Origin of the sequence: Streptomyces sp. NRRL WC-3626 (assembly GCF_000718785.1) — a bacterium.
Lineage (GTDB): Bacteria > Actinomycetota > Actinomycetes > Streptomycetales > Streptomycetaceae > Streptomyces > Streptomyces edwardsiae.
Map to the genome: position 1 here is coordinate 41,137 of NZ_JOCA01000025.1, position 23,777 is coordinate 64,913.

The following is a 23,777-nucleotide window of genomic DNA, read 5'->3' on the forward strand; positions in this document are numbered from 1 at the left end:
GCGGAGCTTCCCCGCCCGGTCTACGCCGCCGTCCCGTGCCCGGCCTCGTCCGGATCCCTCCACGGCAGGGACGGCGCCTCACCCGGGTCCGCCCGTCGGTGCGGTTCCGTCTCGTCCAGCTCCCAGTAGTGCAAGCAGTCGTCGCACCGGTACACCGCAACCGCGACACCGATCAGCACGTCCCCGTGCGGACAGCCACTGCCGTCGCCACGGCCCGCACACTCCAGCTCCCGCTGCTCCTCCTCCACACGCTCGACCGTGCTCCGGACCGGGAGAGCCCGCCAGAGGGCCTACGGGGCGCACAGGCGCTCACCCTCGGCACGACGCCCCAACTCCCGCCGACAGCCCCACGCGTAGGAGGGAATGTCCGTCCCTCCCACCCGGCCTCGCCGGACGGGACGGGACGACGGACGCGGGGGAGCGGGCGCGACCGCGGGTGGAGAGACCGGCCGCAGCGTATGAACAGGCCCGTGCGGCCTTAGAGTTGGGACATGAGCGATCATCCGTACGTGCCTGTCTTGCCCTTCGAGGCATTCGAACCCCCCTACTACGTAGCCGTGTTCACCACCGTGCGCACCCAGGAGCAGAGCGGGTACCGCGAGACCAACGCCCGTATGGAGGACCTGGTGAAGGACATTCCCGGATATCTGGGAATGGACCACGCGCAGACTCCCGGAGGGCTGGGCATCACCGTCGGATACTTCCGGGACGCCGACGCCCTCACGGAATGGCGCGGCAACGCCGAGCACCGCGCGGCACAGAAGCGCGGACGAGCCGAGTGGTACGAGACGTACACACTGCACGTGGCGAAAGTGGAGCGGAGCCACGGGTTCACGCGGGCGTAGGACGCGAGGGGTCAGCTCTGCCGCGCGTGCACGGGACTGTTCGCGACCTCGTCCGGGCACTTCCGGTGCGGCTCGCGCCTGCGCCGGTCGCGCCGCCAGTCGTACGCCGCCAGGGCGAGCGACGTCAGCATCATGGTGAGGGCGGCACCCAGCGCGACGACCACCGCCCGCGGGTAGTCGTCGCCCTCGCCCAGTACCAGATAGAAGAGGCCGGGCAGTGCCGCGGTGCCCACCGCCGCGCCGAGCCGCTGCCCGGTCTGCAGCGCCCCGCCGGCCGCGCCCGCCATCCGCACGGGTACGTCCCGCAGCGTCATGGTGATGTTGGGGGAGACCACGAAGCCCCCGCCGACACCGCCCACGAACAGCGCGGGGGCGGCCAGCCAGGGAGCGATGTCCAGCGGCGCGAAGCGCAGCAGCAGCGCGGTGCCGCCCAGCCCGGCGAGCACCCCCGCGAGCCCGCACACGGTGAGCAGCCGGCCGAACCGGTCCACCAGCCGTCCCGACACGACGGCCGCGCCCGCCGAACCGAGCGCGAACGGGGTGACGGCGAGACCGGACCGCAGCGGCGAGAAGCCGAGGCCGTGCTGGTAGAAGAGGGCGAACACGAGCCAGACGCCGCTGAAACCGACGAAGTAGAGGGTGCCGACACCGGCGCCGACGGCGTAGCCGCGCACCGTGGTGAACAGACGAGGGTCGAGCAGCGGACCGGCGCCCCGGGCGACGAGACGGTACTGCCGGCGGACGAAGACGGCGAGAAGCGCGCCCCCGGCGGGGAACAGCCACCACAGCCTGGACAGTCCGCCGGACTCCGCCTGGACCAGCGGATACATGAGCGCGAAGACGCCGAGCCCGAGAAGCAGGACGCCCGGCACGTCCACATGCCCCCGGCCGGACGGCCGGCTCCGCGGCAGCAGACGGTGTCCCAGCAGGACGGCGAGGACACCGATGGGGACGTTGACGTAGAAGATCCAGCGCCAGCCGCCCGGATGGTCGGCCAGCGCGAGGATCGTGCCGCCGATGAGGGGACCGGAGGCGGAGGAGATCCCGACGGTCGCGCCGAAGTAACCGAAGGCGCGGCCGCGTTCGGCGCCGCGGAACAGCTGCTGGATGAACGCGGAGTTCTGCGGTGCCATGAAGCCCGCCGCCAGCCCCTGCGCGAGCCGGGCCACGATCAGCAGGTCGATGTCCGGGGCGGCCGCGCAGGCGGCACTGAAGATCACGAAACCGCAGAGTGCGACGAGGAAGATACGACGCCGGTTCATGGCGTCACCGAGCCGGCCGGCGGTGACCAGGGCGAGGGCGAAGGTGAGGGCGTAGCCCGACACCACCCACTGGACCTGTGCGGGAGAGGCGTGCAGGTCGTTCTGGACGGTGGGCAGTGCCACCGCCACGATCGTGACGTCCAGCAGGCTCATGAAGCCGGCCACCAGGGTGACCCACAGGGCCCGCCACCGGTGCGGATCCGGCCGGTACTCGTCCTCCCGGTCACCAGGGCTGTGGTCGTCCGCCCCCGACACCGACGCTGTCACAAGTGGTCCTCTCCGCAGGGCCCGGCCCGGCGAACAGGTTCCCCGGCCGGGGCCCGCGCACACCCGACGGCCGGCGAATCACCTGAGGAGATGACGCGGGCTCAGCGGGAGGTGAGAGGGGTCTCGGACTCCACGCGGGTGAGCTTCTCGGGATTGCGGACGTAGTAGAGGCCGGTGACCCGGGTGTTCTCCACGCGGAGGGCGAGCACTCCGTCCAGTACGCCGTCCACGCGCAGCAGGAGTCCCGGGTTGCCGTTGACCGTCGTGGGCTCACTGGTGAACGTGCCGCCGGCCTTGACGACACTGGCGGCCATGTAGCGCAGGACCTTGTCGGTCCCGACGACCGGCCGCAGCGCCGCCAGCCTGAGACCGCCGCCGTCGCTGACGAAGACGACGTCCGGGGCGAGCACGTCCAGCAGGCCCTGAAGGTCCCCGGTCTCCAGCGCGGAGCGGAACGACTCCAGGGCGGCCCGGGCCTGCTGCGGGGAAGCCGGCGTCCCGGGCCGGCGGGCGTCGACGTGCCGACGGGCACGGTAGGCGATCTGGCTGGTGGCGGCGGTGGTCCTGCCGATCGCGGCGGCGATGTCGTCGTAGCCGAAGTCGAAGACCTCACGCAGCACGAAGACGGCGCGTTCGGTCGGCGAGAGGGTTTCGAGGACGTACATGAGCGCCAGTGACAGGTTCTCCGACAGTTCGGCGTCCTCGGACACGTCCGGGGCCGTGAGCAGGGGCTCGGGCAGCCAGGGGCCGACGTAGTCCTCCTTGCGCCGTTTGAGGGTGCGCAGCCGGTTGAGTGACTGCCGGGTCGCGATGCGGACCAGATAGGCGCGCGGGTCCCGCACCTCCGCGATGTCGGCCTTCACCCACCGCAGCCAGGTCTCCTGGAGGACGTCCTCGGCGTCCGCCGCCGAACCGAGCATCTCGTAGGCGACGGTGAACAGCAGATCGCGATGGGCGACGAACGCCTCGGTCGCGGGGTCGTTCACGCTGTCGTTCATGTCGTGCGTTTCGCTTTCTCGGGGCGGGCCTCACACACGGGGTCGGGTACCGCGTACCCGCCCGATGAGGTGAGGCCCGCGATGATCATGCCTCGTACGCGGATCGGTGTCCCTGCTCCGCACCGTCCGGCTACGACGTACGGGCGGGGCTGGTGTTCCGCGCCCGAGGTGCTCGGGAACCGGCCTTGCGCGCCCCGGACACCAGCTTGCCGTGGGTGAACCGGCAGGCGATCTCCTTCACGCCGGCGCCGGGCCGCCCGCTGACGCGCAGCGCGTTCACCGTGTCGTCGGGGTAGGAGAACTGGGTGACGCCCTCGTTCCGGCCCAGGCTGAGGCACTGCCCGGCGAAGAACATCCGGACGGAGGCGCCCTTCTTCCCCGCCATCCGGCGCAGGATCGTGTCCGCGGCCGCCGGACCCAGCTGTACGGCGGCCTGGCAGCTCATCCGGAACGGGTGGTCCGGCATCACCCCCGCGTCCCCGGCGGCGACGATGCGTTCGTCGTCGACGCTGGTCAGCGTCGTGTCGGTGATCAGACGGCCGTCGGAGTCGGTACGCAGCCCGCTGCGGGCGGCCAGATCAGGAACCCGGAACCCCGCGGTCCAGATCGTCACCGCGCTGGGCAGTTCGCGGCCGTCGTCGAGCCGTACGGCGTCCCGCGTCACCTCCGTCACCCGCGAGCCGGGGCCCTCGAGGACGGTCACCCCCAGCTTGGCGAGCCGGCGGGCGACCGGGCGGCGAACCCGGGCGTGCAGGGAGGGGCCGAGCACATCGCCGCAGACGAGGGTCACCCTGCGGCCCGCCTCCGCCAGCTCGGCGGCGGTCTCCAGACCGGTCGGACCGGCCCCGACCACGGTCACCGGAACCGGCAGGGGTGTCGCAGCGAGAGCCGCACGCAGCTCGGACGCCCCCTCGAGGTCCGACACCCGGTGCGCGAACCCGTCCGCTCCGGGCACGCCCGGAGCGGAGGCGCCGCTGCCCACCGCGTAGACGAGATAGTCGTACGAGAGCGTGTCGCCGCCCGCCAGTGACACCTGGCGTCCGGCGGCGTCGATCAGGGTCGCCGTGTCGACCACCAGCCGGACGTTGCCGCCCATGACCTTCCCGAAGTCCTCGACCGCGTCGTCGGAGCCGGTCACCAACTGGTGCAGGCGGATCCGTTCGACGAAGTCGGGGCGGGGATTGACCAGGGTCACCGACACGCCGTCGCGCCGGGCCAGCCGGTTGGCCGCCGTCACACCGCCGTAGCCGCCACCGACCACGACCACGCGCACGTTCCCGTTCATCATGTCTCCCTTGCGTAGTGAACTCGGCATGGAGACACCGGCCGGACGTGCGGGACAACAGACCGCGGGTGAGACGTGGCGCACACGGGTGCGGCCTACGGGTGCGCGGCGTGGGCCTTGAGGAGTCCTTCGACTCCGTGGAGGAAGGTCTCGCACACCAGGGCCGGGTCGAAGAGACAGCCGGCGGCCATCGCACCGTCGCGCATCATCACGAAGTGGCGGGCGGCGCGTTCGGCGGGCTGCTCCCGGATCTCGGCCAGAAGCCCGGTGACGGTGTCGAGCAGCCACTGGCGGTGCGCGAGCACGGCCTGGTGCACCGGGTGCCCGGGGTCGGGGAACTCGGCGACGGCGTTGAGGAAGGCACAGCCGCGAAACCCCGGGGACCGGATGTCCTCGGCGATGGCCGCGCCCAGGGCCCGGACGGTGTCGGCGGCCAGAAGCCCCGTGGCGACGGCGGCGTCGGCCCGGCCCCGTATGGCGCGGTCGGCCTCGCTCAGGTACGCGACGACGAGACTCTCCTTGCTGGGGAAGTGGCGGTAGAACGTCGCCCGAGTCACCTGCGCTTCCTTGACGATGCGGTCGACGCCGACCGAGTGGATCCCCTCCGTGTAGAAGACCTGACTCGCCGTCCTGAGCAGCCTCGACCGCGCTTCGGACGGCCGGCTGCCGGATTCGCTGGTCACCATGCGCCCATCGTAGTAGGTAGAACGTTCGGTCTTGACAGAAGGTCCGAGGGGTTGCCAGGCTACGGGACAGAACGTTCAGTCTCCCTGACGTCGACCGCAGGTACGCCTGGGCTTCCCCGCCTCCGGCGTATTCACCGAAAGGAACACCGTGAGCACCGTCACCGCTCCGTCCGGCATCGCCGGGACCGCCGCCGCCCTGCGGCGGCTGTACTTCGTCCGGTTCGCGTTCGCGATCGTCTGGGCCCTCGTCATGTTCACGATGGCCTCGGAGATCACTCCGGCCGGAGCGGTGCTGCTGGTGCTGTACCCGCTGTTCGACGTGGGCGCGGCGGTCTACGACGCGAAGGTCTCCCGTGCCACGGGGTCGCCCCTCCTGCTGTATGTGAACGTCGCGGTCAGTTCCGTCACCGCCGTCGGCCTGGCCGCGGCCTGCGCGTCGGGCATCCCGGCGGTGCTGCGCGTATGGGGCGCCTGGGCGGTCGTGGCCGGCCTGGTCCAGCTGATCGTGGCCGTTCCCCGCCGCAGGATGGGCGGCCAGTGGGCGATGATCCTCAGCGGCGGCATATCGGTGCTGGCCGGCGGCTCGTTCATCGCCTCGGCCGGCGCGGACGACCCCTCGCTGAGCAACGCGATCGGCTACGCCGTCCCGGGCGCCGTCTTCTTCCTCGTCTCCGCCCTGCGCCTGAGCCGCACGGCGAAGAGCGACTGAGGCGAACACGGACGCCTACGACGCCGTCGCCGGCCCCCGCGACGGCGTCGAGCCCGGAGGCAGCCGTGCGGGTGTCCACACCCACCGGCCTGGTGGCCCGGCCCGCCGGCCCGGGGCGATGCTCATCACGCGGACCACCCGCCTCGCCCGTCGGGCCTCCCCGTCAGGATGAAGCGGCGCATGATGCCCCGGGCCCGGTCGATGGTCAGGACGAAGTGTCTGAGGGCGACTCCAGCGACCGCCGCAGGGCTTCCTTGAACGGTTTGCCCGTTCCCGTGAGCGGGAGGGAGTCGAGGACGACGAACTCGTCCGGCAGCCACCACGAGGCGACCCGGTGCGAGACGTGTTCACGGAGCTTGTCCATGGTCGGATCCGACCCGGCTCGCAGGACGACGAAGGCGACCGGGCGTTCGGCCCAGCGTGGGTCCTCGCGTGCGACGACGGCGACCTGTTCCACGTCCGGGTGGGTGGCGATGGCCGCCTCCAGTTCGGCCGAGGAGATCCACTCGCCGCCGGACTTGATCAGGTCCTTGATCCGGTCGACGAGCCGCAGATGGCCTCCCTCGTCGATGGTGGCCAGATCACCGGTGCGCAGCCAGTCGTCCTCGGTGAAGTGGTCGGCTCCCTCGCCCCCGAAGTAGCCGCGGGCCACCCAGGGGCCGGTGACCTGGAGCTCGCCCGCGGACGCTCCGTCGTGGGGGACCGGCCGACCGGACTCCACGTCGACGAGGCGCAGATTCACCAGGGGGATCGGCCGTCCCTGTGCGGCCCGGACGGCGTCGCGCGCCTCGGCGTCCAGCCCGTCGTGCCGGCTGTGCAGGCCTCCGACGGCACCGACGGGGCTGACCTCCGTCATCCCCCAGGAGTGGGTGAGCGGAACCCCGACCGTGTCCTCGTAAGCCCTGGACAGAGCCGGGGTCACCCTCGACCCGCCGCCGAGGAGGAGCCGGAGCGAGCCGAGGTCCCGGTCCGCGAGCCCGGGGAGGAGATCGGTCCAGACGGTCGGTACGGCCGCCGCCAGTGTGACCCGGTGACGCTCCATCAGGTCCGCCAGATGCTCACGGTCGGTTGACGGACCGGGCAGGACCAGGTCCGCTCCGGCCATCAGCGCGCCGTACGGCAGCCCCCAGGCGCTGGCGTGGAACATCGGGACGATCGGCAGGACCACATCCCGTTCGCTGACGCCGATCAGACCGGCCGCCATGATCCCGAGACAGTGCAGCACGGTCGACCGGTGGCTGTACAGGACGCCCTTGGGACGGCCGGCCGTCCCGGACGTGTAGCACAGGCCCGCCGCCAGATTCTCGTCCGCGGCACCGAACGTCGCCTCGAACGAGCCCTCGTACGGCTCGGCACTGTCCACCAGCTCGTCGTAGCCGACGAATCGGGGGTCCGGTGGCAGCGCGAAGTCGGTCCCGTCGGGGAAGACCGCCCAATGCCGTACGCCGGGCAGCCGGTCGAGGCACTCGAGGATCAGCGGCAGGTGCCGCCGGTCCAGGAAAACGACGTCGTCACCGGCGTGCTCGACGATGTGGACGAGATGCTCCGCCGAGAGCCGGATGTTGAGCGTATGGAGGACCCGCTTGCTGATGGGCGCCGCGGCGTAGACCTCCAGATGCCGCCGATGGTTCGCCGCCAGCGTCGCCACCCGGGCGCCAGGCGGAACGTCCAGCACGGCGAGGGCGGAGACCAGGCGGCGCACCCGGTCCGCCCATGAGCCGTAGACGGTCTCGGTGCCCTCCGCGTCGATGACACGCTTGTGCGCGAACAACGTCTCCGCGCGCTCGAAGAGGTGGGCGATCGTCAGGGGGCGCGGCTGCATGAGCCCGTCCATGAGCGGTTCTCCTCCCGTCCGGGTGCGTGGGCGGCGTGTCGTGCGGGCCCTCGCTCCCACGTGGTCGGCATCACCGTAGAAGCCGGGAAACCCGCCCGGGGAGGTATGCACCGACCACAACTCCACCCCTCACGGTGGACGAATGATCTACTGCTCCGCACGATGACGACCGGCCCCGGCCTCGGTCCGGCGGCCCCGCCCGAGGGACGACGCAGGCACATGAACGAGCGCGCAGACGCGAACACCCGCCCGACCCGCGAGCGCGAACTGGCGTCGCTGTACGCCACGGCGCGCTCCCTGACCGCCCTGGGCGACGTCGACGACGTGCTGAACTCCATCGTCCGGCACGCACACGACCTGATCGGTACCGACTTCACCTATCTGTCCCTGCTCGGCGACGACGGCGTACTGAGAATCACGGCCAGCGAGGGCACCATCTCCGCCGCGTTCCGCTCGGCGCACATCCCGCCCGACACCGGACTCGGCGGCAAGGTGATCCAGTCGCGCGCCGCACACTGGGTCGACGACTACCTGGCCGCGGGCGGCCTGCGGCACGATCCCGGCTTCGACGCGCTCGTCGGCAACGAGGGACTGGTCGCGCTGCTCGGCGTTCCTCTCCTCGTGAGGAACCGCGTGATCGGCGCCCTCTTCGCCGCCCACCGCAGCGCACGCGCCTTCCGTACCGACGAGATCGCCCTCCTCAGCGCGTTCGCCGACCACGCGGCGGTCGCCCTCGACAACGCCCGGCTGTACGAGGCGAGCCGCAGCGCGCTCGCCGAACTGCGCACGGCCTACCGGACCATCGAGGAACAGGTGAGGGTGATGGAGCGGGCCCAGGGCGTGCACGAGGCGCTGACCGGGCTCGTGCTCGCCGGTGGCGAGCCCCAGGTGGTGGCCCGCGAACTCGCCGAGCAGATGGGAGGCTCGATCGTCGTCCTCGACCGCGGCGGCGATCTCCTGGCCCGCGGCGGTGCCGGTGGACCGTGCGACGAGGAGTCCGGCGGCGCCGCGCTCACCGACGTGATCGGGCTCGCGCGCAACACGGGGCGCGCCATCACGACGACCGGCGCGGACGGCCTGTGGCACAGTGCGGCGACCATCCGGGCCGGGGACAGCCTCCTGGGCACCGTGGTGTGGAGCCAGCGCCAGGAGCCGTCCGCCATCGATGTGCGCAGCCTCGAACTCGCGACGCATGTCGTCGGACTGCTGATCCTCAAGGACGACGCCGCCGCCGACGCGGCCGAGCGGCTCAGCGGCGAACTCCTCACCGAGCTGATCGTCGCCGGCCCCGGCGCCGGCGTGACACAACGGAGGCGGGCCCGCTCACGCGGCATCGACCTGGACACCCTGAACGTGGTGATCACCGTCGAGGCCGAAGGCGTCCCCGCCGGCGATCTCGTCCGCCACCTGCACGCGCTCGCCCGGCAGGAGGCGGGACTTGCCGGTGAGCACCTCGGCCGCGCGACGCTGATCGGCTTCGCGGCGGACGCGGAACAGTTCACCCGCTCCGTCCACCAGCGGCTCCGCGCCGAACTCGGCCGGCCCGTCCTGGTCCTGTCCGAACGGGTCACCGGTCATGACTGGGGGCGGGCCTTCGCGCGCGCCACGGGGTGCGCGCAGATGGTCCGGCACATCGGAGCGACGGATCTCGCGGCGACGACGGACCGGTTCGCCCTCTACGCACTCGCCTTCGACGTCGACCGCGCACACGAACTCGACCGGTTCCTGGCCGATGTGATCGGCCCCCTCCTCGACTACGACGCCAGGCGGTCGACCGACCTCATAGGCACGCTGGACGCCTACTTCAGCAACGACGGCAATCTGCGCCGCACCGCCGACGTCCTGCGGGTCCATCTGAACACCCTGCTCAAGCGACTCGACCGGGTCACGAGTGTCCTCGGCCACGACTGGCGGGCCGCCGACGACCTCCCTCTGCGACTGGCGATCCGCCTGGAGAGGCTCAGGCACGCCGTACGCCTCTGACACGAGCCGCACCACCCCGTCCATGGTGGTTCTTCTTCCCACCCCGGCGTCGGCAACTATGGAAGGTTCTGACCTCATGACGCACCCCGCCGCTCCCTACAGTGACGGCGACCACACCGGGCAGTGCGGAGACGCGCCTGACTGAGGGAGAGTTCGTGAGCGTCGTATCAGGGATCCGTGCGGAGACGGACCAGGGTGTCCGGGGCCGGACCCGCGGAGGCCCGTCGTGAATCAAGGACACCCCGTGCGGGAGGAGACCGACCGCGTGCACGCGGCCGCCAGCCGCAAGGCCGTCTTCCGCCTCATGCCGATCCTGTGCCTGGTCTACTTCATGGCGTTCGTGGACCGCACCAACGTCGGCCTGGCGAAGACCTCGCTCGACGCCGACGTCGGTATCAGTGCCGCGGCCTACGGCACCGGCGCGGGCATCTTCTTCCTCAGCTACGCGGCCCTCGAAGTGCCGAGCAACCTGGTCATGCACCGCGTCGGACCGCGGCGGTGGATCACCCGTATCGCCGTGACCTGGGGGGCGCTCTGCGCCTGCATGATGTTCGTGCAGGGCGAGTTGTCCTTCTACGTCGTCCGCTTCCTCCTCGGAGCCGCCGAGGCCGGCCTGTACCCGGCGCTCATGTACATCGTCACCATCTGGTTCTCGCAGCGGCAGCGGGTGACGATGGTCGGGACCATCTATCTGGCCGTGTGCGCCGGCCTGGCCCTCGGAGGCCCGCTCGGCGGCGGCCTCATGGAACTGCACGGCGCGGCGGGCCTGTTCGGCTGGCAGTGGATGTTCCTGATCGAGGGCGTGATCACGATCCTGGTGGGCGGCGCCGTATGGCGCTGGATGCCCGACCGGCCCTCGGACGCGCCGTGGCTCACGGCACGTGAGGCCGCGGTACTGGACGAGCGGGCCGTCGTGCGCACGGCTCCCGCACACGCCACGCTGAAGGGCAACGCCAAGGTGGCGTTCGGCCGGCCGTTCATCCTCGCGCTCTCGGTGATCTACTTCGCCAACCAGATCAACAGCGTGTCGATCCAGTACAACTTCCCGTCGATCGTCGAAAGCCTCGGTGTCGAAGGGTCCTTCACCATCGGCCTGGTGAGCGGCAGCGTCGGTATCGGCGCGTTCGTCGGAGTGCTCGTCATCCCATGGCTCCATCGCAGGGCGGCCGGCGAACTCCACGTCCTCACGGGCGTCACCGTCGCCACGGCGGTCGTGGCGGGCAGCTACACCCTCGCGGACGGCGCCGTCGCCCGCATCCTGTTGATCGACGTCGCGATGATGCTGCTCATCGGGGTTCTCCCGCTGTACTGGTCGGTCGCGATGGCGCGGATGTCCGGTCTGATGGCCGCAGCGGGGCTCGCCTTCATCAACACGGTAGGGCTGCTGGGCGGGTTCGCCGGCCCGTACCTGTACGGCTTCGCCGAGGGCCGGGGAAGCGAGGCGGGCGGGAACGCGGTGCTGGTCGCGGGAGCGGTCCTCGGTGTCCTGCTTCTCCCGCTCCTGCGGCGCACGGTGCGCGACGAGGACCACAGGTCGGCCCTCGGCACCCACACGGAACCCGGCGTTCGGATGGAACGGAGACAGTGATGCGCGACTCCGCGTCCGCCACGTACCGTCGTCGCGGCGCGGGCCACCCGGCCCGGTGTCGGAGCCGGGTGGCATGCTCTGCCGGCATGAACACGTATGGGTTCTGGCAGCTCATCGAGGCAGCCCGCCAACAGGCGCCCGACCCGGACGACGGCGCGGACGTCGTCCGCCGGGCCACCTCGCGACTGGCCACGCACCCTGCCGAGGAGATCGTCGCCACCCAGCAGGTGCTCTGGGACCTGATGGCGGACTCCTGCACCGACGCGCTGTGGGCCGCCGCCTACGTGATCAACGGCGGGTGCTCCGATGACGGCTTCGACTACTTCCGCGGCTGGCTGATCGCCCAGGGACGCGAGGCCTTCGAACGCGCGACCGCGGATCCCGATGCCTTGGCGGAACTGTCCGCCGTGCGCACGGCGGCGGCCGCGGAACGCCCTCTCGAGTGCGGGGAGATGCTGACCGTCGCCTGGGACGCACACGACATCGCCACCGGCGCGCACATCCCTGACGATGCTTTCACCATCCGGTACCCCGAGCCGGACCCCGCCTGGAACTTCGATTTCGACGATCGCGGCGAAATGGCGCGCCGACTGCCCCGCCTGACGGCTCTCTACTCGTCGTAGGGCACGTCCGAGGCGAGCCCCTTGTGGGATGTGTGCGCGGCGCAGGCCTCCAGGATGCCTTCGACGCCGTCGAGGAAGGTCTCCGAGATCAGTTCCGGGTCGAAGAGGCAGCCGGCCGCCATCGCGCCGTCACGGAGCATGACGAAGTGCCGGCCCGCGGCGTCGGCGGTCTCTTCGTCCGTCTGCGCCAGCAGATCCGTGACGGTGGTCAGGAACCACTGCCGGTGCGCGAGAACCGCCTGGTGGACCGGGTGGGCGGGGTCGAAGTATTCGGCGGCGGCGTTGAGGAAGGCACAGCCGCGGAAGCCGGGGGACCGGATGCCGTCGGTGATGGTTTCGGCGACGGCCCGGATCCGGCCGGGCGCCGACGGACTGCCCGCCACCGCTGCGGCGACCTGCGCGCGGATCGCCCGGTCGGCCTGGCCGAGGTAGGCGAGGACGAGCTCTTCCTTGCCGGCGAAGTGACGGTACAGCGTGGCCCGGGTCACCTGCGCCTCGGCGATGATCCGGTCGATGCCGACGGAATGGATCCCCTCCGCGTAGAAGATCCGGGTCGCCGTGCTGAGGAGGCGTGCCCGCGCCTCGGAGGTGACGGCGCCCCCTGTACTGCGACTCATACCGTCCGACCCTACCAAACGGTAGAACGTTCGGTCTTGACGGTGACCAGGCGGTTCCTGGTGTTCCGGGCGACGGCTAAACCGTTGGACGGGGTCCTGACCGGACTTGTAGCGTGCAGTCGACCGTGACACCGCCCGAGGAGGTGAGACCCATGAACGCTGTATCGACATGGGTGCTCCCCCTTCCCGTCATGGCCGGCGACTGACACGGGTGTCGCCGGGAGCGCCTCTCCACCAAGGCACTCCCGAAAGGCAACACCCATGGACTCCTCGAAGTTCACCTACGACGTGATCATTGCCGGATGCGGACCGACCGGCGCGGTACTGGCCGCCGAACTGCGGCTGCACGAGGTGCGGGTACTCGTACTGGAGAAGGAGACCGAGCCCACGTCGTACGTCCGCATCGTCGGTCTGCACATCCGCAGTCTCGAGCTGATGGCGATGCGCGGACTCCTCGACCGACTGCGCGAACACGGGCGGCAGCGGCCGGCCGGCGGATTCTTCGCCGGCATCGGCAAACCCGCGCCCAAGGACCTCGATTCCGCGCACGCCTATCTGCTGGGCATCCCGCAGCCGGTCGTCGTCCGCCTGCTCGAGGAACACGCGACCCGACTGGGCGCCGAGGTCCGGCACGGTGCCGCGGTGGCCGGTTTCGAGCAGCACGGCGACGGTGTGACCGTCGCACTGGCGGACGGTGAGCAATTGCGTACGCGGTATCTCGTCGGATGTGACGGCGCGCGCAGCACGGTGCGCACACTCCTCGGCGTCGGCTTCCCCGGCGAGCCCTCACGGGCCGACACGCTGATGGGTGAGATGGAAGTGGGCGTACCGCGGGACGAGATCGCCGCCAAGGCGACCGAAATCGGCCGGACCGAGAGGCGGTTCCGGCTCACGCCCGTCGGCCCACGGACGTACAGCGTCGTGGTCCCCGCCGCAGCGGTCGGCGACCGCGCAAAACCGCCCACCCTCGACGACTTCAGGCAAGAGCTGCGCACCGTCGCCGGAACCGACTTCGGCGTGCACTCGCCGCGCTGGCTGTCCCGCTTCGGCGACGCCACCCGGCTGGCCGAACGCTACCGGGTCGGGCGCGTACTGCTGGCCGGCGACGCGGCACACATCCACCCGCCCACCGGAGGACAGGGCCTCAACCTCGGAGTCCAGGACGCGTTCAACCTCGGCTGGAAACTGGCCGCCCAAGTCCGTGGCTGGGCACCGGAGTTCCTGCTGGACACCTACCAGACCGAACGGCATCCGGTCGCCGCCGACGTGCTCGACAACACCCGTGCCCAGATGGAACTGCACTCCACCGAACCGGGCCCGCGGGCCGTGCGCCGGCTGCTCACCGAACTGATGGACTTCGACGAGGTCAACCGCCGCCTCATCGAGAAGATCACCGCGATCGGCATCCGCTACGACGTCGGCGAAGGCCCCGACCTGCTCGGCCGCCGCCTGCCCGACCTCGACGTCGCGCGGGGCCGCCTCTACGACCTGCTGCGCCACGGCCGCGGACTGCTCCTCGACCGGACCGGACGCCTGACCACGGGCGGCTGGTCGGACCGGGTCGACCACCTCGCCGACCCCACGGCGGCACTGGACGTTCCCTGCCTCCTGCTGCGCCCCGACGGCCATGTCGCCTGGATCGGCGACGATCAGCGGGACCTGGACGACCACCTCTCCCGCTGGTTCGGCGGGCCCGCCGACTGACCGAAAAGCCTGTGGAGCCGAGAGGATCGGCGTCGCGGCCGACCGGCCGCTGCCTGCTGTACGCCCCGCGCGGCACGGGCGGACCGTCACTCGTCCTGCGCGACCCGCGGACGGGCACCGACGAGACCGTCTCGGACCAGCCGGCGGACGCGACGTGGTCCTCCAGTCCACGGCCGACGACATCGCGCCCGACGACACCAACGGCATGTCGGACGTCTTCGTACGCCACTCCGACTGATCGCCGGGTGCCGGACCGGCCGGCAGGACCGAGGCCCGGCGGCCTCACCGCCGTACGGTCGGATCGAGACCGCAGGTCCCCGAGGCCGAAGCGCCGTCCGCTCCCGTGAGCCCTACGGTGGCCCGGCCGTCGGCGTCGTGGCTGTAGGCGATCGTGCAGATCAGCTGGCGCAGCGCGGTCCGGTCCAGCCCCTCCACCGCGACGGGCACGTCGGCCTCGACGCCGTCGCCCGCGGCGGCCGCCTCCACCCGGACCGTCCGGCCCGAGGGGGCGGGCGGCAGGGACGTACCGAGCCCCGCCGCACGGTCCTGTTCGTCGGGACCGTGCAGCAGCGCGAGGATCACCTTCTCCGTCGGCACCGGCACGGTGTCCACGGTGACGGGGTCGAAGCCGGCGATCGGCCCTCCCTCGGGACCGTACTCGACGCCCCCGTTCACGGACCGGATCACCGGCGTGATGCCGCCGTCGGAGGAGTGGAAGAACAGCAGCATGTCGTAGTCGTGGTCGACGAACGTCTGGACGGTGGCGGGACCGCCCGCCTCGATCACATCGGTCTCCCGGATGCCACAGCCGCCGAGCAGCACCACCGCCGACACGACGGCGACCACGCCGGTACGCCGGGCCGACCGCGCACGCCTCATCCGTCGGCCTCTTCCACATGAAGCGGTATCTCCACGGTGAAGACGGCGCCGCCCGCGGGAAGGTTCCCGGCGCGGACGGTCCCGCCGTGCAGCCGTACGTTCTCCTGGGTGATCGCCAGCCCCAGTCCGCTGCCCGCCGACCGGGTGCGCGCCGCGTCCGCCTTGTAGAACCGGTCGAAGATGTGCGGCAGCACCTCCGGCCGGATGCCGGGTCCGCTGTCCGTGACCTGGACGATCAGTACGGGCGGGCCGGACGAGCGCGTTTCACTGCGCAGGCTCACGGTGACGGGCGCGTCACCGTGCCGCAGCGCGTTGCCGACGAGATTGGCGATCACGATGTCGAAGCGGCGCGGGTCGAGCCGGGCGCGGATGCCGGAGGGCAGCTCGGTGCGGACGCGGCCGTCGGTCCAGTGCCGGTGCTGCAGCGTCTTGCCGATGGTCTCCGCGAGGTCGACCTCGTCGCTGTTGAGCTCGGCGGCGCGGGCGTCGAAGCGGGAGATCTCCATCAGGTCCTCGACCAGCACGGCGAGCTTCCCGGTCTCGGTGCTGACCAGCCGGACCGCGCGGGCGGTGTCGGAGTCCAGCCGGCCGGCGTCCTCGTCCAGAACCTCGGTGACGGCGAGCATCCCGGCCAGCGGCGTGCGCAGTTCGTGCGAGACATCGGAGGCGAAGCGGCGGGCGCGTGCCTCCGCCTCGCGCAACTCGCGCACGGAACCCTCGAGTTTTCCGGCAGTCTCGTTGAACGTACGTGCCAGGTCGGCCAGTTCGTCGCTGCCGCGCACCGCGATCCGGGTGTCGAGCCTGCCGCTGCCCATGCTCTGGGCGGCCTTGCGCAGTTCCCGCACCGGTCGCAGCACGCTGCGCGCGGCCAGCAGACCGGGGATCAGCGCGACGGCGAGACCGGGCAGGGCGCCGTCCCGGGCGGCCAGCAGCAGCGCGTCCACGTTGAGCTGTTCGTCGGTCATCCGCATGACGGCGTAGAGCACCAGACCGCTCGGGAGCCTGCCCTCGGGGCCGGTCCTGAAGAGGGTGGGCATGGCGATGGTCAGATACGGCACACCGTCCCGCACGACCCGCTCGAAGCTGCCGTTGGGGTGGGCGTGCGCGGCCCGGCGCAGTTCCGGGGTGATGACGGTCGACACCGGGTTCTCACCGGAGGAGGCGCGGACCGAGCCGTACTCCGCGAAGACCACCCAGGGACGCGGTTTGCCCTTGCGGGCGATGTCGCGCAGGACCTCCTCCATTCCCTCCCTCTGTATGGGCAGACCCCAGCCGGTCTGCTGCACCTGGTCGCGGAACGAGGAGACCGCGGTGTCCTGGGCGGTCTTCAGCAGGGCGTTGCGGGCGTCGCGGTAGGTCAGCGCCGACGTGGCGCCCGCGCTGACGGCGGCCACCAGCAGGAAGGCGAACACCAGCCGGGTGCGCAGCCCGAACGCCCTCGAACGGGGCCGTCCGTCGGCGCGGGAGGAGCCCCGCGGAAGCCGAAGCCGAAGCCGCCGCGGCCGACCGGGACCGGAGGTCACAGCGGTCCGAAGCGGTAGCCGAAGCCCCGCAGCGTCTGGATGTAGCGGGGGCTGCCCGCCTCGTCCTCGATCTTCCCGCGCAAGCGTGCGACACACGCGTCGACCAGCCGGGCGTCGCCGTGGAAGCTGTGCTCCCACACGTGTTCCAGCAGCTGCTGTCTGCTGAACACCTGCTCGGGAGCGGCGGACAGATGGAGCAGCAGCTTGAGCTCGGAGGGGGCCAGCGCCACGTTCCGGCCCGACTTGGACACGCTCAGCCCCGCCCGGTCGACGGCCAGGTCGCCGTGCACCTCGATGGCCGTCCTGCCCTGGCCGGAGGGGGTGATGCGGCGCAGTACGGCACTGATCCGGGCCTCGATCACCTCGGTACGGGCGGGCTTGACGATGTAGTCGTCGGCACCGGCCTCCAGGCCGATCACCACGTCGAAGTCGTCGCCCCGCGCGGTGAGCATGATGATCGGCAGCTGGCTGCGCTCCCGGACCCGCCGGCAGACCTGCACCCCGTTCATGCCGGGGAGCATCAGGTCCAGCAGCATCAGATCGGGCCGGAACTCGGTCAGCGCGGCGAGACCGGCCTCACCGGTCGCCGCCGCGCGTACCTCGTGTCCACGGCGGCGCAGACCGAGCTCGACCCCTTCACGCACGGAAGGGTCGTCCTCGATGAGGAGCACGCGGGGCATGATCAGTTCTCCCTCGGTGATGGTCAGGACCGGGCTGCTCGCCGGCGGATGCCGGAGAGCAGGGCGCCGAGTTCGGTGAGCCGCAGCGGCCGCGCGAGCAGGGCGAAGATGAGCACGACGACAGCGGCCCCGGCGGTTGCGGCCGCGAGCGCTCCGGCCCGCCCGGCGTACAGCGCCGCCAGATGGCCCAGTGCGGCGGCGGGCACCGCGGCGACGACGAGCCGGGCGTGCGCCCCCGCGGCGGTCGACCGCAGCGGACGGGCGACGGCGAGCCGGCGGCTCAGCACCAGGGCGGTCACCGCCCAGCCCGCGCACAGCGCCACCGAGTACGCCGCCGCCATGCCGGTCACCGCCCAGCGGGCGGGGAGCAATTGGGTGGCCGCCGTGGACAGGCCCGCGTTGAGGGCGACGATCACCAGGTTGAGCAGGAACGGCGTACGGGTGTCGGAGAGGGCGTAGAAGGTGCGCGACAGCACGTACTGGCCCGACATGGCGACGAGTCCGGGCGCGAACGCCATCAGGATCGCGGCCATGGCAGCGGTGTCGTCGGCGCTGGTACGGCCGTACCCGAAGACGAGCGCCATCACCGGCTGGGCCAGGGCGAGCAGCAGGCACGCGGCGGGGACGACGGCGGACACGGAGGTGCGCAACGCCCGGGAGACGTCGCGGCGCAGGGCGGCGGTGTCCCCGTCGGCGGCGGCCGCGCTCATTCGGGGCATCAGCGCCGTCACCAGGGAGACCGTGATGATGCCGTGCGGTACGACCCACAGGACGTAGGCGTTGTTGTACGCGCTGAATCCGGGGCCGCCGTCCAGGCCCGCGGTCGTGGCCAGCCGGGTGGTGACCCAGTAGGCGGCCTGGTTGGCCAGCACCAGCAGCACCAGCCAGAAGGCCGCCCGCAGCGGGCGGGTCAGTCCGCTGCCGCGCCAGTCGAAGCGGGGCCGCCAGCGGAACCCCGCCGCGCGCAGCGCCGGGAGCAGGGCGAGGGTCTGGACGGCGATACCGGCCGTGGTGCCCCAGCCGAGCAGAGCCGTCTCGGCCCCGGTGAGGCCGTCCCCGCCGCCCGTCGCGACGGCCAGGTACAGGCCGAACACGGCGATGACGACCAGGTTGTTGAGGACCGGCGCCCACATCATCGCGCCGAACCGGCCGCGTGCGTTGAGGACTTGCCCGAGCAGGGTGAAGAGTCCGAGGAAGAGGATCTGCGGCAGACAGCAGCGGGCGAACGCGGTCGTCATGGCGGCCTGCCGGCCCCCGTAGTCGGTGTACGCGCCGACGATCGCGGGAGCCGCCCACACCGCGGCCGCGGTGATCGCCAGCAGGCCGGCCACACAGACGGTGACGAGCCGGTCGGTGTACGCGACGCCGCCGTCCGCGTGTTCCTTGGCCGCCTTGACCAGTTCGGGGACGAAGACGGCGTTGAGCGCGCCGCCGAGGAGGAGCATGTAGACGATCGTGGGCAGCGAGTTGCCGACCGCGTATCCGTCCGCCGTGGGCCCGATGGTGCCCAGCGCCGCAGCGACCACGGCGGAGCGGGCGAAGCCGGTACCCCGGGAGACGACCGAACCCGCGGCCATGACGGCACTGCTGCGTGCCGTGGAGGCCGCCTTCGTACCGGGATCGGACCGTGTGTCGTCCGGCCGGGCGGCGGAACTGTCCGCACCGGTCGGAGCCATGGCGCTCACCGGCGGCTCAGATACGCCTGGAAGGCGCGGTACAGCGTCTGGTTGGCGGTGCCGCCCAACGGTCTCTCCCATTCCCCCAACGTCTCGACGACCTGCCCGCCGGTGCCGAGCTTCCACCGCAGCAGTCCGTACGCACGTTCGGCCGGGTCGAGAGTGGAGGGTACCCCGCGCATGTCGTAGACGTCGGCGCCGAGGGCGTGGGCGTCCTGCAGCATCCGCCACTGCAGGGCGTTGGAGGGCCTCACCTCGCGGCGGTGGTCGGCCGACGCCCCGGTCTGGTACCAGACCTTGCGGCCCACCGTGATCATCGTGTGGGCGGCGAGGATCTCACCGCGGTGACGGGCGAGATACAGCTTCATCCGGCCCGGCTCCTCGCGGTTGAGCGCCGCGTACTGACGCTCGTAGTAGGCCAGGGAGCGGCCGAGCCGGAAGCCGTCGCGCCGTTCGGTGAGGCCCAGCAACCGGTAGAACTCGGGGAGTTCGGCGGCGCTGCCCACGACCACCTCCACGCCCTCCTTCCGGGCACGACGCACATTGCGCCGCCACTCCTGGTTGAGCCCGGACCACAGCTGCTCGGCGGTGCGTCCGGCCAGCGGAACCCGGAAGACATGGCGGGGCTGCGCGTCCCCGTCCTCGGCGGTCCCGTCACCGCCGCAGCGGCGCCATCCCCGGGCGCGCAGCCGCTCGGCGACGGCGGTACCGAGCGGGTCGACCTCACTGGCGAGCACGTCCCGCAGCCGCCGGCCCGGTCCGGCGTGCGGCTTGAGCGCGGCGGCGTCCCAGCGCCGGAACGCGGGGGAGGGGCCGATGCGTACGGCGAAGACGCCCACGTCGCGCAGCCGGTCGAGCAGCGGGGTGAGCCAGACGTCGATGTCGGGGTCCGACCAGTCGGCCACGGGCCCTTCGGGCAGGTAGGCGAAGTACCTGCGGGTGCCCGGGAGCTGACGCAGCAGCACCAGTGCCGCGCCGCTCAGCGTCCCCGACCCCGGATCCGGATCCGTTCCCCAGCCGAGCAGCCGGGCCCGCCAGCCCTCCTTGACGTCGGCCCAGGAGGGGCACTGCAGGAAACCGGGGCCGAGGGCCCGGCCGGCGGGCGACGCCAGGAAGTCACGGTAGGCCTCCGGCTTGACGGGTCCGAGGTACATGGGGCCCTTCCCGGTCGGGGGCACACGGCCGGGCGGTACGAGGAGTGCTGACACGGTCCGAGCCTCACCTTCTCCCCGGCTGGTCAACGGGGACGACGGTGATGCTCACAACGGGGCATGACCGCTCCGCGCGGCGAATGTGACGGGACCATGACCGTTCCTCCCCAACCGGGGTCACATGGCTCCGCGGCGGCCGACCTGGCCTTTTCCGGCTCTAAGGTCACGAAAGTCCGCCAGTCGTCGCGGAGTCGTCTCTCGTCCCGGAGGTCCCTGTGCATCGCACACGTGTGTTCGCCCCTGCCCCGATACGGGCCGCCGTCGCCGCGGCCCTGCTGGCGCCGCTCGCCGCCTGCTCGTCCGGTCCGTCGCCGTCCGCGCCGGACGCGACCTCGACCGGGCGGCCCGCCGGCCGCCCCGTCACGGTCACCGTCACCCCCGAGGGTCGGGAGGCCGCGCCGGGACGGCCGGTCACGGTCACCGCCTCGCACGGACGCCTCACCTCGGTGACCGTCACCGACGCCGAAGGCCACCGCCTGCCCGGCAAGGTCACGCCCGGCGGCGACAAGTGGACCTCGGAACGGAGGACCGCGCCCGGCACGGCGTACACGGTCACCGCCGTGACCCGTGGCGAGGGCGGCGCCGCCGGCAGCACGAAGGCCTCCTTCACCACGGTCGGGGCGGACAAGGTCAACAAGGTCGACTGGCGTCCGGGCACCGGCACCACCGTCGGCGTGGCCCAGCCGATCTCCCTGGTCTTCGACAACCCGGTCAGGAACCGGGCCGAGGTGGAGAAACAGCTCGAGGTGACCACCTCGGACGGCACCGAGGGCTCCTGGGGCTGGATACGCGACTGGTCGGGCAGGGACAGGGTCGACTGGCGTCCGAAGTCGTACTGGAAGCCCGGCACGAGGGTGACCTTGAACGCCGCGCTGAACGGCACGGACTCGGGCCCCGACGGCGGCTGGTTCGTCCGCGACTACACGACGGCCTTCACCGTCGGCGCCCGGCAGATCGTCGAGGTCGACCTCGACCGCCACCGGCTCGCACTGGTCCGCGACGGCGAAACCGTACGGACCATCCCGGTCTCCGGCGGCACACCCGGCGGCGACAAGCGCTCCTGGCGCGGCACGGCCGTGCTGATGGCCAAGGAGGGCACGATCAACATGAACTCCGAGACGGTCGGCCTCGGCGACGCCTACGACAAGATGGTCGACTACTCGATGCGGCTGACCTGGTCGGGCATGTACGCGCACGCCGCCCCGTGGAACGCCCGCCACTTCGGCAACGCCAACCGCAGTTCGGGCTGTATCGGCATGAGCGACGCGGACGCGGCCTGGTTCTACCGGCAGGTGCGGCCGGGTGACCCGTTCGAGATCACGGGCAAGGAGACCAAGGGCGTGGTCGACGAGGGGAACGGCTTCGGCGCGTGGAACGTGCCGTGGAGCGACTGGAAGAAGAAGAGCGCGCTGCGGTGAAGGACGACCGCCGGCTCAGACGAGGGCGGCCGCCAGGCAGGCGAACGCGGCGACGATGACGGCGACGCGGAGGTAGTGGAAGCGGTCCCAGCGCTCCATCTGCCGCTTCCAGTCGGCGGGCCGGTTCTCCGGGGTCCATGTCTTGCCCCGGTTGTTGATCGGGACGAGCAGCAGGACCGACATGATCACACTGACGATCAGGAGCGCGGCGCCGGTGACGACCAGGCCGGTGCCGTGGCCGTGCCGGTCGGCGACGGCCCAGAGTGCGGCGAGGACGACCGAGCCGATGTACCAGACCGGCATCACGGCGCCCAGCATCCGGCCCCCATGGGCGCGGGCGAGCTGGCCGCTGTCCTCCGGGAGGGCGTTGAAGATCCGGTTCATGACGAAGGCGACGGAGAACTCCACCCCCACCATCACGCCCACGACCACGATGGTGACGACCTGAAGCGCGTTGAGCATGATGACTCCCTGGATCTAGCGCTGCTAGCTGATGAGGCAACGCTAGCTCTACTGCCGCTCGCTTGTCTAGCGGTGCTAGGATTCGAGGCATGTCGGTACAGGAACGCAAGGAGCGCGAGCGGGCGGACCGCGAACGCCTCATCGTGGCGACGGCCCGCGAGCTGGCCGAGCAGCAGGGGTGGGACGCGGTCACCACCCGCCGGCTCGCCGAGCGCATCGAATACAGCCAGCCCGTCCTCTACAGCCACTTCCGCGGCAAGCGGGAGATCATCGGCGCGGTCGCCCTCCAGGGGGCCACCGAGATGGCGGTGGCGCTGCGGGCCGCGGCCTCGGCGGCGGACCACCCGCGCGCCAGGGTCAGCGCCCTCGCTCGCGCCTACCTCGACTTCGCCGCACGCAACCCGGCGGTCTACGACGCCATGTTCCAGCTCGACGGCGGCCTGGCGTTCGCCGAGGAGGACACCCCCGAACCCCTGAAGGAAGGCTTCGCCGCCCTGCTGGACAACCTCAGCGACGCCGCCGGGGATGGCGTCCATCCGGGGCTGTTCACCGAGGTGTTCTGGGCAGCCCTGCACGGGCTGGCGACCCTGACCCGGGCGGGAAGGCTCCCGCCGGGAGACGCCGAGCGCAGAACGGAACTGCTGGTGGACCGGCTCGCTATGCTCTGAGGCCGGTGGCTGGTGGAGCACCCGGAGAACGGCCGAAGCCGGCGAGCGCGCGGAAGTCGTCCACACGCAGACCGACCCGCGGATCGACGTGGTGCAGCAGCCCCGGCGCCCGATGGTGGGCGCTCACGTACGCCCGGTCCAGCTCACTCAGCTCGTCGTCCACCCAGGCGAAGGGCCGGCCGCCGGCGTACTCCACCACCGGACCGGTCTTCCAGTGGACACCGTCAGGACGCTCCCGGAGCAGGACGTCACCGAAGTCGACGAAGGGGAGCGCCGGAAGCCCGAGCACCGGTGCGATCCACCGGTTGGCGTCGCCCATCCACGTGGTGGCCCAGCACAGGTCGAAGCCGAGCCGGAGCAGGATGCGCCCGTGCTCCGGATCGAGCCAGACCCGCAGCGGACGCCGCCGGGACGAGAGGTCACCGTCCTCACGCTCCACGGGCACCCTCAGCGTCGTGTAACCGTCGGGACGCCGCTCCGGCTTGGCCGCATAAGGGTTGAGCGGCCCGTCCACGTCGAGGAACAGCAGCGGTCGGCTCACGATCTCCATCCCTCCGGGATCTCGGGCACTGTCGACTGGCCCGGTCAGCCTAGCCGCGAGGACCGTCTCCGCCGTCGGAGGCAAGACGGTCGCGGTGACGCGGACGCACTGTTGACACCGTCCGTCCCACCGACACGGCCGGCCGCACCCAGCCGGACCTCGCCGTGCCCAACGCCCAGGGGTATCTGTTCGACGCGGTGGTGCGGCACCCGGTGAACGTCGTGTGACGGACGGCGGCAGCGCGGTCGCGACCCGGTCCCCCTGATCGGACCGGATCGCGGTGGTCGGGTCCGGCCGGGGTCCCGGCAGGCAGGGTGG

Annotated in this window: 22 protein-coding genes; 8 read left to right on the forward strand and 14 right to left on the reverse strand. The window is 71.6% G+C overall.

Annotation, left to right across the window (positions count from 1 at the left end):
• Positions 1 to 20 precede the first annotated feature (20 nt).
• On the reverse strand, positions 21 to 248 hold the full coding sequence (locus IF28_RS0130120; RefSeq protein ID WP_234325379.1) for a hypothetical protein: 228 nt from the start codon (positions 246 to 248) through the stop codon (positions 21 to 23).
• A 243-nt stretch (positions 249 to 491) separates the two neighbouring features.
• On the opposite strand from IF28_RS0130120, the gene IF28_RS0130125 reads away from it, so the two are divergent.
• Entirely contained in the window at positions 492 to 845 is a 354-nt protein-coding gene (locus tag IF28_RS0130125; protein ID WP_030226810.1) for an antibiotic biosynthesis monooxygenase family protein, read from the forward strand.
• 11 nt (positions 846 to 856) lie between these two features.
• Here the strand turns inward: IF28_RS0130125 and IF28_RS0130130 are convergent, their stop codons facing one another.
• From IF28_RS0130130 to IF28_RS0130145, 4 genes are all read right to left on the reverse strand, one after another.
• Positions 857 to 2,374 carry an MFS transporter gene (locus tag IF28_RS0130130; RefSeq protein ID WP_030226814.1) on the reverse strand — a complete coding sequence of 506 codons (1,518 nt, stop codon included), beginning with the start codon at positions 2,372 to 2,374 and terminating at the stop codon, positions 857 to 859.
• A gap of 101 nt (positions 2,375 to 2,475) precedes the next feature.
• Positions 2,476 to 3,372 (reverse strand): RNA polymerase sigma-70 factor, encoded by an 897-nt coding sequence (locus IF28_RS0130135; protein WP_030226820.1) that lies wholly within the window; start codon positions 3,370 to 3,372, stop codon positions 2,476 to 2,478.
• A 130-nt stretch (positions 3,373 to 3,502) separates the two neighbouring features.
• Complete coding sequence (locus tag IF28_RS0130140) at positions 3,503 to 4,657, reverse strand: NAD(P)/FAD-dependent oxidoreductase (RefSeq protein ID WP_037894302.1); 1,155 nt, start codon at positions 4,655 to 4,657, stop codon at positions 3,503 to 3,505.
• Between the two features lie 95 nt (positions 4,658 to 4,752).
• Entirely contained in the window at positions 4,753 to 5,343 is a 591-nt protein-coding gene (locus tag IF28_RS0130145; protein WP_030226825.1) for a TetR/AcrR family transcriptional regulator, read from the reverse strand.
• 148 nt (positions 5,344 to 5,491) lie between these two features.
• Between IF28_RS0130145 and IF28_RS0130150 the strand changes: the two genes are divergently transcribed.
• A complete protein-coding gene (locus IF28_RS0130150; protein ID WP_030226829.1) occupies positions 5,492 to 6,052 on the forward strand; it encodes a hypothetical protein in 561 nt (186 codons plus the stop codon).
• A 205-nt stretch (positions 6,053 to 6,257) separates the two neighbouring features.
• Here IF28_RS0130150 and IF28_RS0130155 read toward each other — a convergent pair whose 3' ends face one another.
• Complete coding sequence (locus IF28_RS0130155; protein WP_030226831.1) at positions 6,258 to 7,886, reverse strand: long-chain-fatty-acid--CoA ligase; 1,629 nt, start codon at positions 7,884 to 7,886, stop codon at positions 6,258 to 6,260.
• A 219-nt stretch (positions 7,887 to 8,105) separates the two neighbouring features.
• Between IF28_RS0130155 and IF28_RS0130160 the strand changes: the two genes are divergently transcribed.
• The 3 genes from IF28_RS0130160 (at position 8,106) to IF28_RS0130170 (ending at position 12,080) form a co-directional block, all read left to right on the forward strand.
• On the forward strand, positions 8,106 to 9,869 hold the full coding sequence (locus tag IF28_RS0130160) for a helix-turn-helix domain-containing protein (RefSeq protein ID WP_030226835.1): 1,764 nt from the start codon (positions 8,106 to 8,108) through the stop codon (positions 9,867 to 9,869).
• Between the two features lie 244 nt (positions 9,870 to 10,113).
• Positions 10,114 to 11,457 (forward strand): MFS transporter, encoded by a 1,344-nt coding sequence (locus tag IF28_RS0130165; RefSeq protein ID WP_037894305.1) that lies wholly within the window; start codon positions 10,114 to 10,116, stop codon positions 11,455 to 11,457.
• A gap of 86 nt (positions 11,458 to 11,543) precedes the next feature.
• Positions 11,544 to 12,080, forward strand: a complete 537-nt coding sequence (locus IF28_RS0130170) for a DUF4240 domain-containing protein (protein ID WP_030226841.1) — start codon at positions 11,544 to 11,546, stop codon at positions 12,078 to 12,080.
• On the opposite strand, the gene IF28_RS0130175 is transcribed toward IF28_RS0130170, so the two are convergent.
• On the reverse strand, positions 12,068 to 12,697 hold the full coding sequence (locus IF28_RS0130175) for a TetR/AcrR family transcriptional regulator (RefSeq protein ID WP_051713931.1): 630 nt from the start codon (positions 12,695 to 12,697) through the stop codon (positions 12,068 to 12,070). The genes IF28_RS0130170 and IF28_RS0130175 overlap by 13 nt on opposite strands.
• A 261-nt stretch (positions 12,698 to 12,958) precedes the next feature.
• Between IF28_RS0130175 and rox the strand changes: the two genes are divergently transcribed.
• Complete coding sequence (rox, locus tag IF28_RS0130180; protein ID WP_030226847.1) at positions 12,959 to 14,401, forward strand: rifampin monooxygenase; 1,443 nt, start codon at positions 12,959 to 12,961, stop codon at positions 14,399 to 14,401.
• A 282-nt stretch (positions 14,402 to 14,683) separates the two neighbouring features.
• Here the strand turns inward: rox and IF28_RS0130190 are convergent, their stop codons facing one another.
• Genes IF28_RS0130190 through IF28_RS0130210 form a run of 5 tightly spaced genes read right to left on the reverse strand, consistent with a single transcriptional unit; the run spans position 14,684 to position 20,367 of the window.
• Positions 14,684 to 15,280 (reverse strand): hypothetical protein, encoded by a 597-nt coding sequence (locus IF28_RS0130190; protein ID WP_030226850.1) that lies wholly within the window; start codon positions 15,278 to 15,280, stop codon positions 14,684 to 14,686.
• Positions 15,277 to 16,803 (reverse strand): ATP-binding protein, encoded by a 1,527-nt coding sequence (locus IF28_RS0130195; protein ID WP_078621535.1) that lies wholly within the window; start codon positions 16,801 to 16,803, stop codon positions 15,277 to 15,279. The genes IF28_RS0130190 and IF28_RS0130195 overlap by 4 nt, the downstream gene beginning before the upstream one ends.
• Positions 16,800 to 17,483, reverse strand: a complete 684-nt coding sequence (locus IF28_RS0130200) for a response regulator transcription factor (protein WP_030226857.1) — start codon at positions 17,481 to 17,483, stop codon at positions 16,800 to 16,802. Before IF28_RS0130200 ends, IF28_RS0130195 begins: the two co-directional genes overlap by 4 nt.
• A 23-nt stretch (positions 17,484 to 17,506) precedes the next feature.
• Positions 17,507 to 19,159, reverse strand: a complete 1,653-nt coding sequence (murJ, locus tag IF28_RS0130205) for a murein biosynthesis integral membrane protein MurJ (RefSeq protein ID WP_051713932.1) — start codon at positions 19,157 to 19,159, stop codon at positions 17,507 to 17,509.
• 5 nt (positions 19,160 to 19,164) lie between these two features.
• Positions 19,165 to 20,367, reverse strand: coding sequence for a peptidoglycan bridge formation glycyltransferase FemA/FemB family protein (locus tag IF28_RS0130210; RefSeq protein ID WP_030226860.1), 1,203 nt, complete (start codon positions 20,365 to 20,367; stop codon positions 19,165 to 19,167).
• Between the two features lie 218 nt (positions 20,368 to 20,585).
• Here IF28_RS0130210 and IF28_RS0130215 point away from each other — a divergent pair, with 218 nt between their 5' ends.
• Positions 20,586 to 21,788, forward strand: a complete 1,203-nt coding sequence (locus IF28_RS0130215; protein WP_030226863.1) for a L,D-transpeptidase — start codon at positions 20,586 to 20,588, stop codon at positions 21,786 to 21,788.
• A gap of 15 nt (positions 21,789 to 21,803) precedes the next feature.
• Here IF28_RS0130215 and IF28_RS0130220 read toward each other — a convergent pair whose 3' ends face one another.
• Positions 21,804 to 22,250 (reverse strand): DUF1772 domain-containing protein, encoded by a 447-nt coding sequence (locus tag IF28_RS0130220; protein WP_030226866.1) that lies wholly within the window; start codon positions 22,248 to 22,250, stop codon positions 21,804 to 21,806.
• Positions 22,251 to 22,339: 89 nt separating this feature from the next.
• On the opposite strand from IF28_RS0130220, the gene IF28_RS0130225 reads away from it, so the two are divergent.
• Positions 22,340 to 22,918, forward strand: a complete 579-nt coding sequence (locus tag IF28_RS0130225; protein ID WP_030226869.1) for a TetR/AcrR family transcriptional regulator — start codon at positions 22,340 to 22,342, stop codon at positions 22,916 to 22,918.
• Here IF28_RS0130225 and IF28_RS0130230 read toward each other — a convergent pair.
• On the reverse strand, positions 22,908 to 23,459 hold the full coding sequence (locus IF28_RS0130230) for a hypothetical protein (protein ID WP_030226873.1): 552 nt from the start codon (positions 23,457 to 23,459) through the stop codon (positions 22,908 to 22,910). The two genes, IF28_RS0130225 and IF28_RS0130230, sit on opposite strands and share 11 nt — an antisense overlap.
• Positions 23,460 to 23,777: the final 318 nt, after the last annotated feature.

Bases quoted from the DNA above. Each gene is read 5' to 3' on its own strand.
- IF28_RS0130125 (WP_030226810.1), top strand. From the start codon at position 492: ATGAGCGATCATCCGTACGTGCCTGTCTTGCCCTTCGAGGCATTCGAA.
- IF28_RS0130135 (WP_030226820.1), bottom strand. From the start codon at position 3,372: ATGAACGACAGCGTGAACGACCCCGCGACCGAGGCGTTCGTCGCCCAT.
- IF28_RS0130140 (WP_037894302.1), bottom strand. From the start codon at position 4,657: ATGAACGGGAACGTGCGCGTGGTCGTGGTCGGTGGCGGCTACGGCGGT.
- IF28_RS0130145 (WP_030226825.1), bottom strand. From the start codon at position 5,343: ATGGTGACCAGCGAATCCGGCAGCCGGCCGTCCGAAGCGCGGTCGAGG.
- IF28_RS0130155 (WP_030226831.1), bottom strand. From the start codon at position 7,886: ATGGACGGGCTCATGCAGCCGCGCCCCCTGACGATCGCCCACCTCTTC.
- IF28_RS0130160 (WP_030226835.1), top strand. From the start codon at position 8,106: ATGAACGAGCGCGCAGACGCGAACACCCGCCCGACCCGCGAGCGCGAA.
- IF28_RS0130170 (WP_030226841.1), top strand. From the start codon at position 11,544: ATGAACACGTATGGGTTCTGGCAGCTCATCGAGGCAGCCCGCCAACAG.
- IF28_RS0130175 (WP_051713931.1), bottom strand. From the start codon at position 12,697: ATGAGTCGCAGTACAGGGGGCGCCGTCACCTCCGAGGCGCGGGCACGC.
- rox (WP_030226847.1), top strand. From the start codon at position 12,959: ATGGACTCCTCGAAGTTCACCTACGACGTGATCATTGCCGGATGCGGA.
- IF28_RS0130190 (WP_030226850.1), bottom strand. From the start codon at position 15,280: ATGAGGCGTGCGCGGTCGGCCCGGCGTACCGGCGTGGTCGCCGTCGTG.
- IF28_RS0130200 (WP_030226857.1), bottom strand. From the start codon at position 17,483: ATGCCCCGCGTGCTCCTCATCGAGGACGACCCTTCCGTGCGTGAAGGG.
- murJ (WP_051713932.1), bottom strand. From the start codon at position 19,159: ATGGCTCCGACCGGTGCGGACAGTTCCGCCGCCCGGCCGGACGACACA.
- IF28_RS0130220 (WP_030226866.1), bottom strand. From the start codon at position 22,250: ATGCTCAACGCGCTTCAGGTCGTCACCATCGTGGTCGTGGGCGTGATG.
- IF28_RS0130225 (WP_030226869.1), top strand. From the start codon at position 22,340: ATGTCGGTACAGGAACGCAAGGAGCGCGAGCGGGCGGACCGCGAACGC.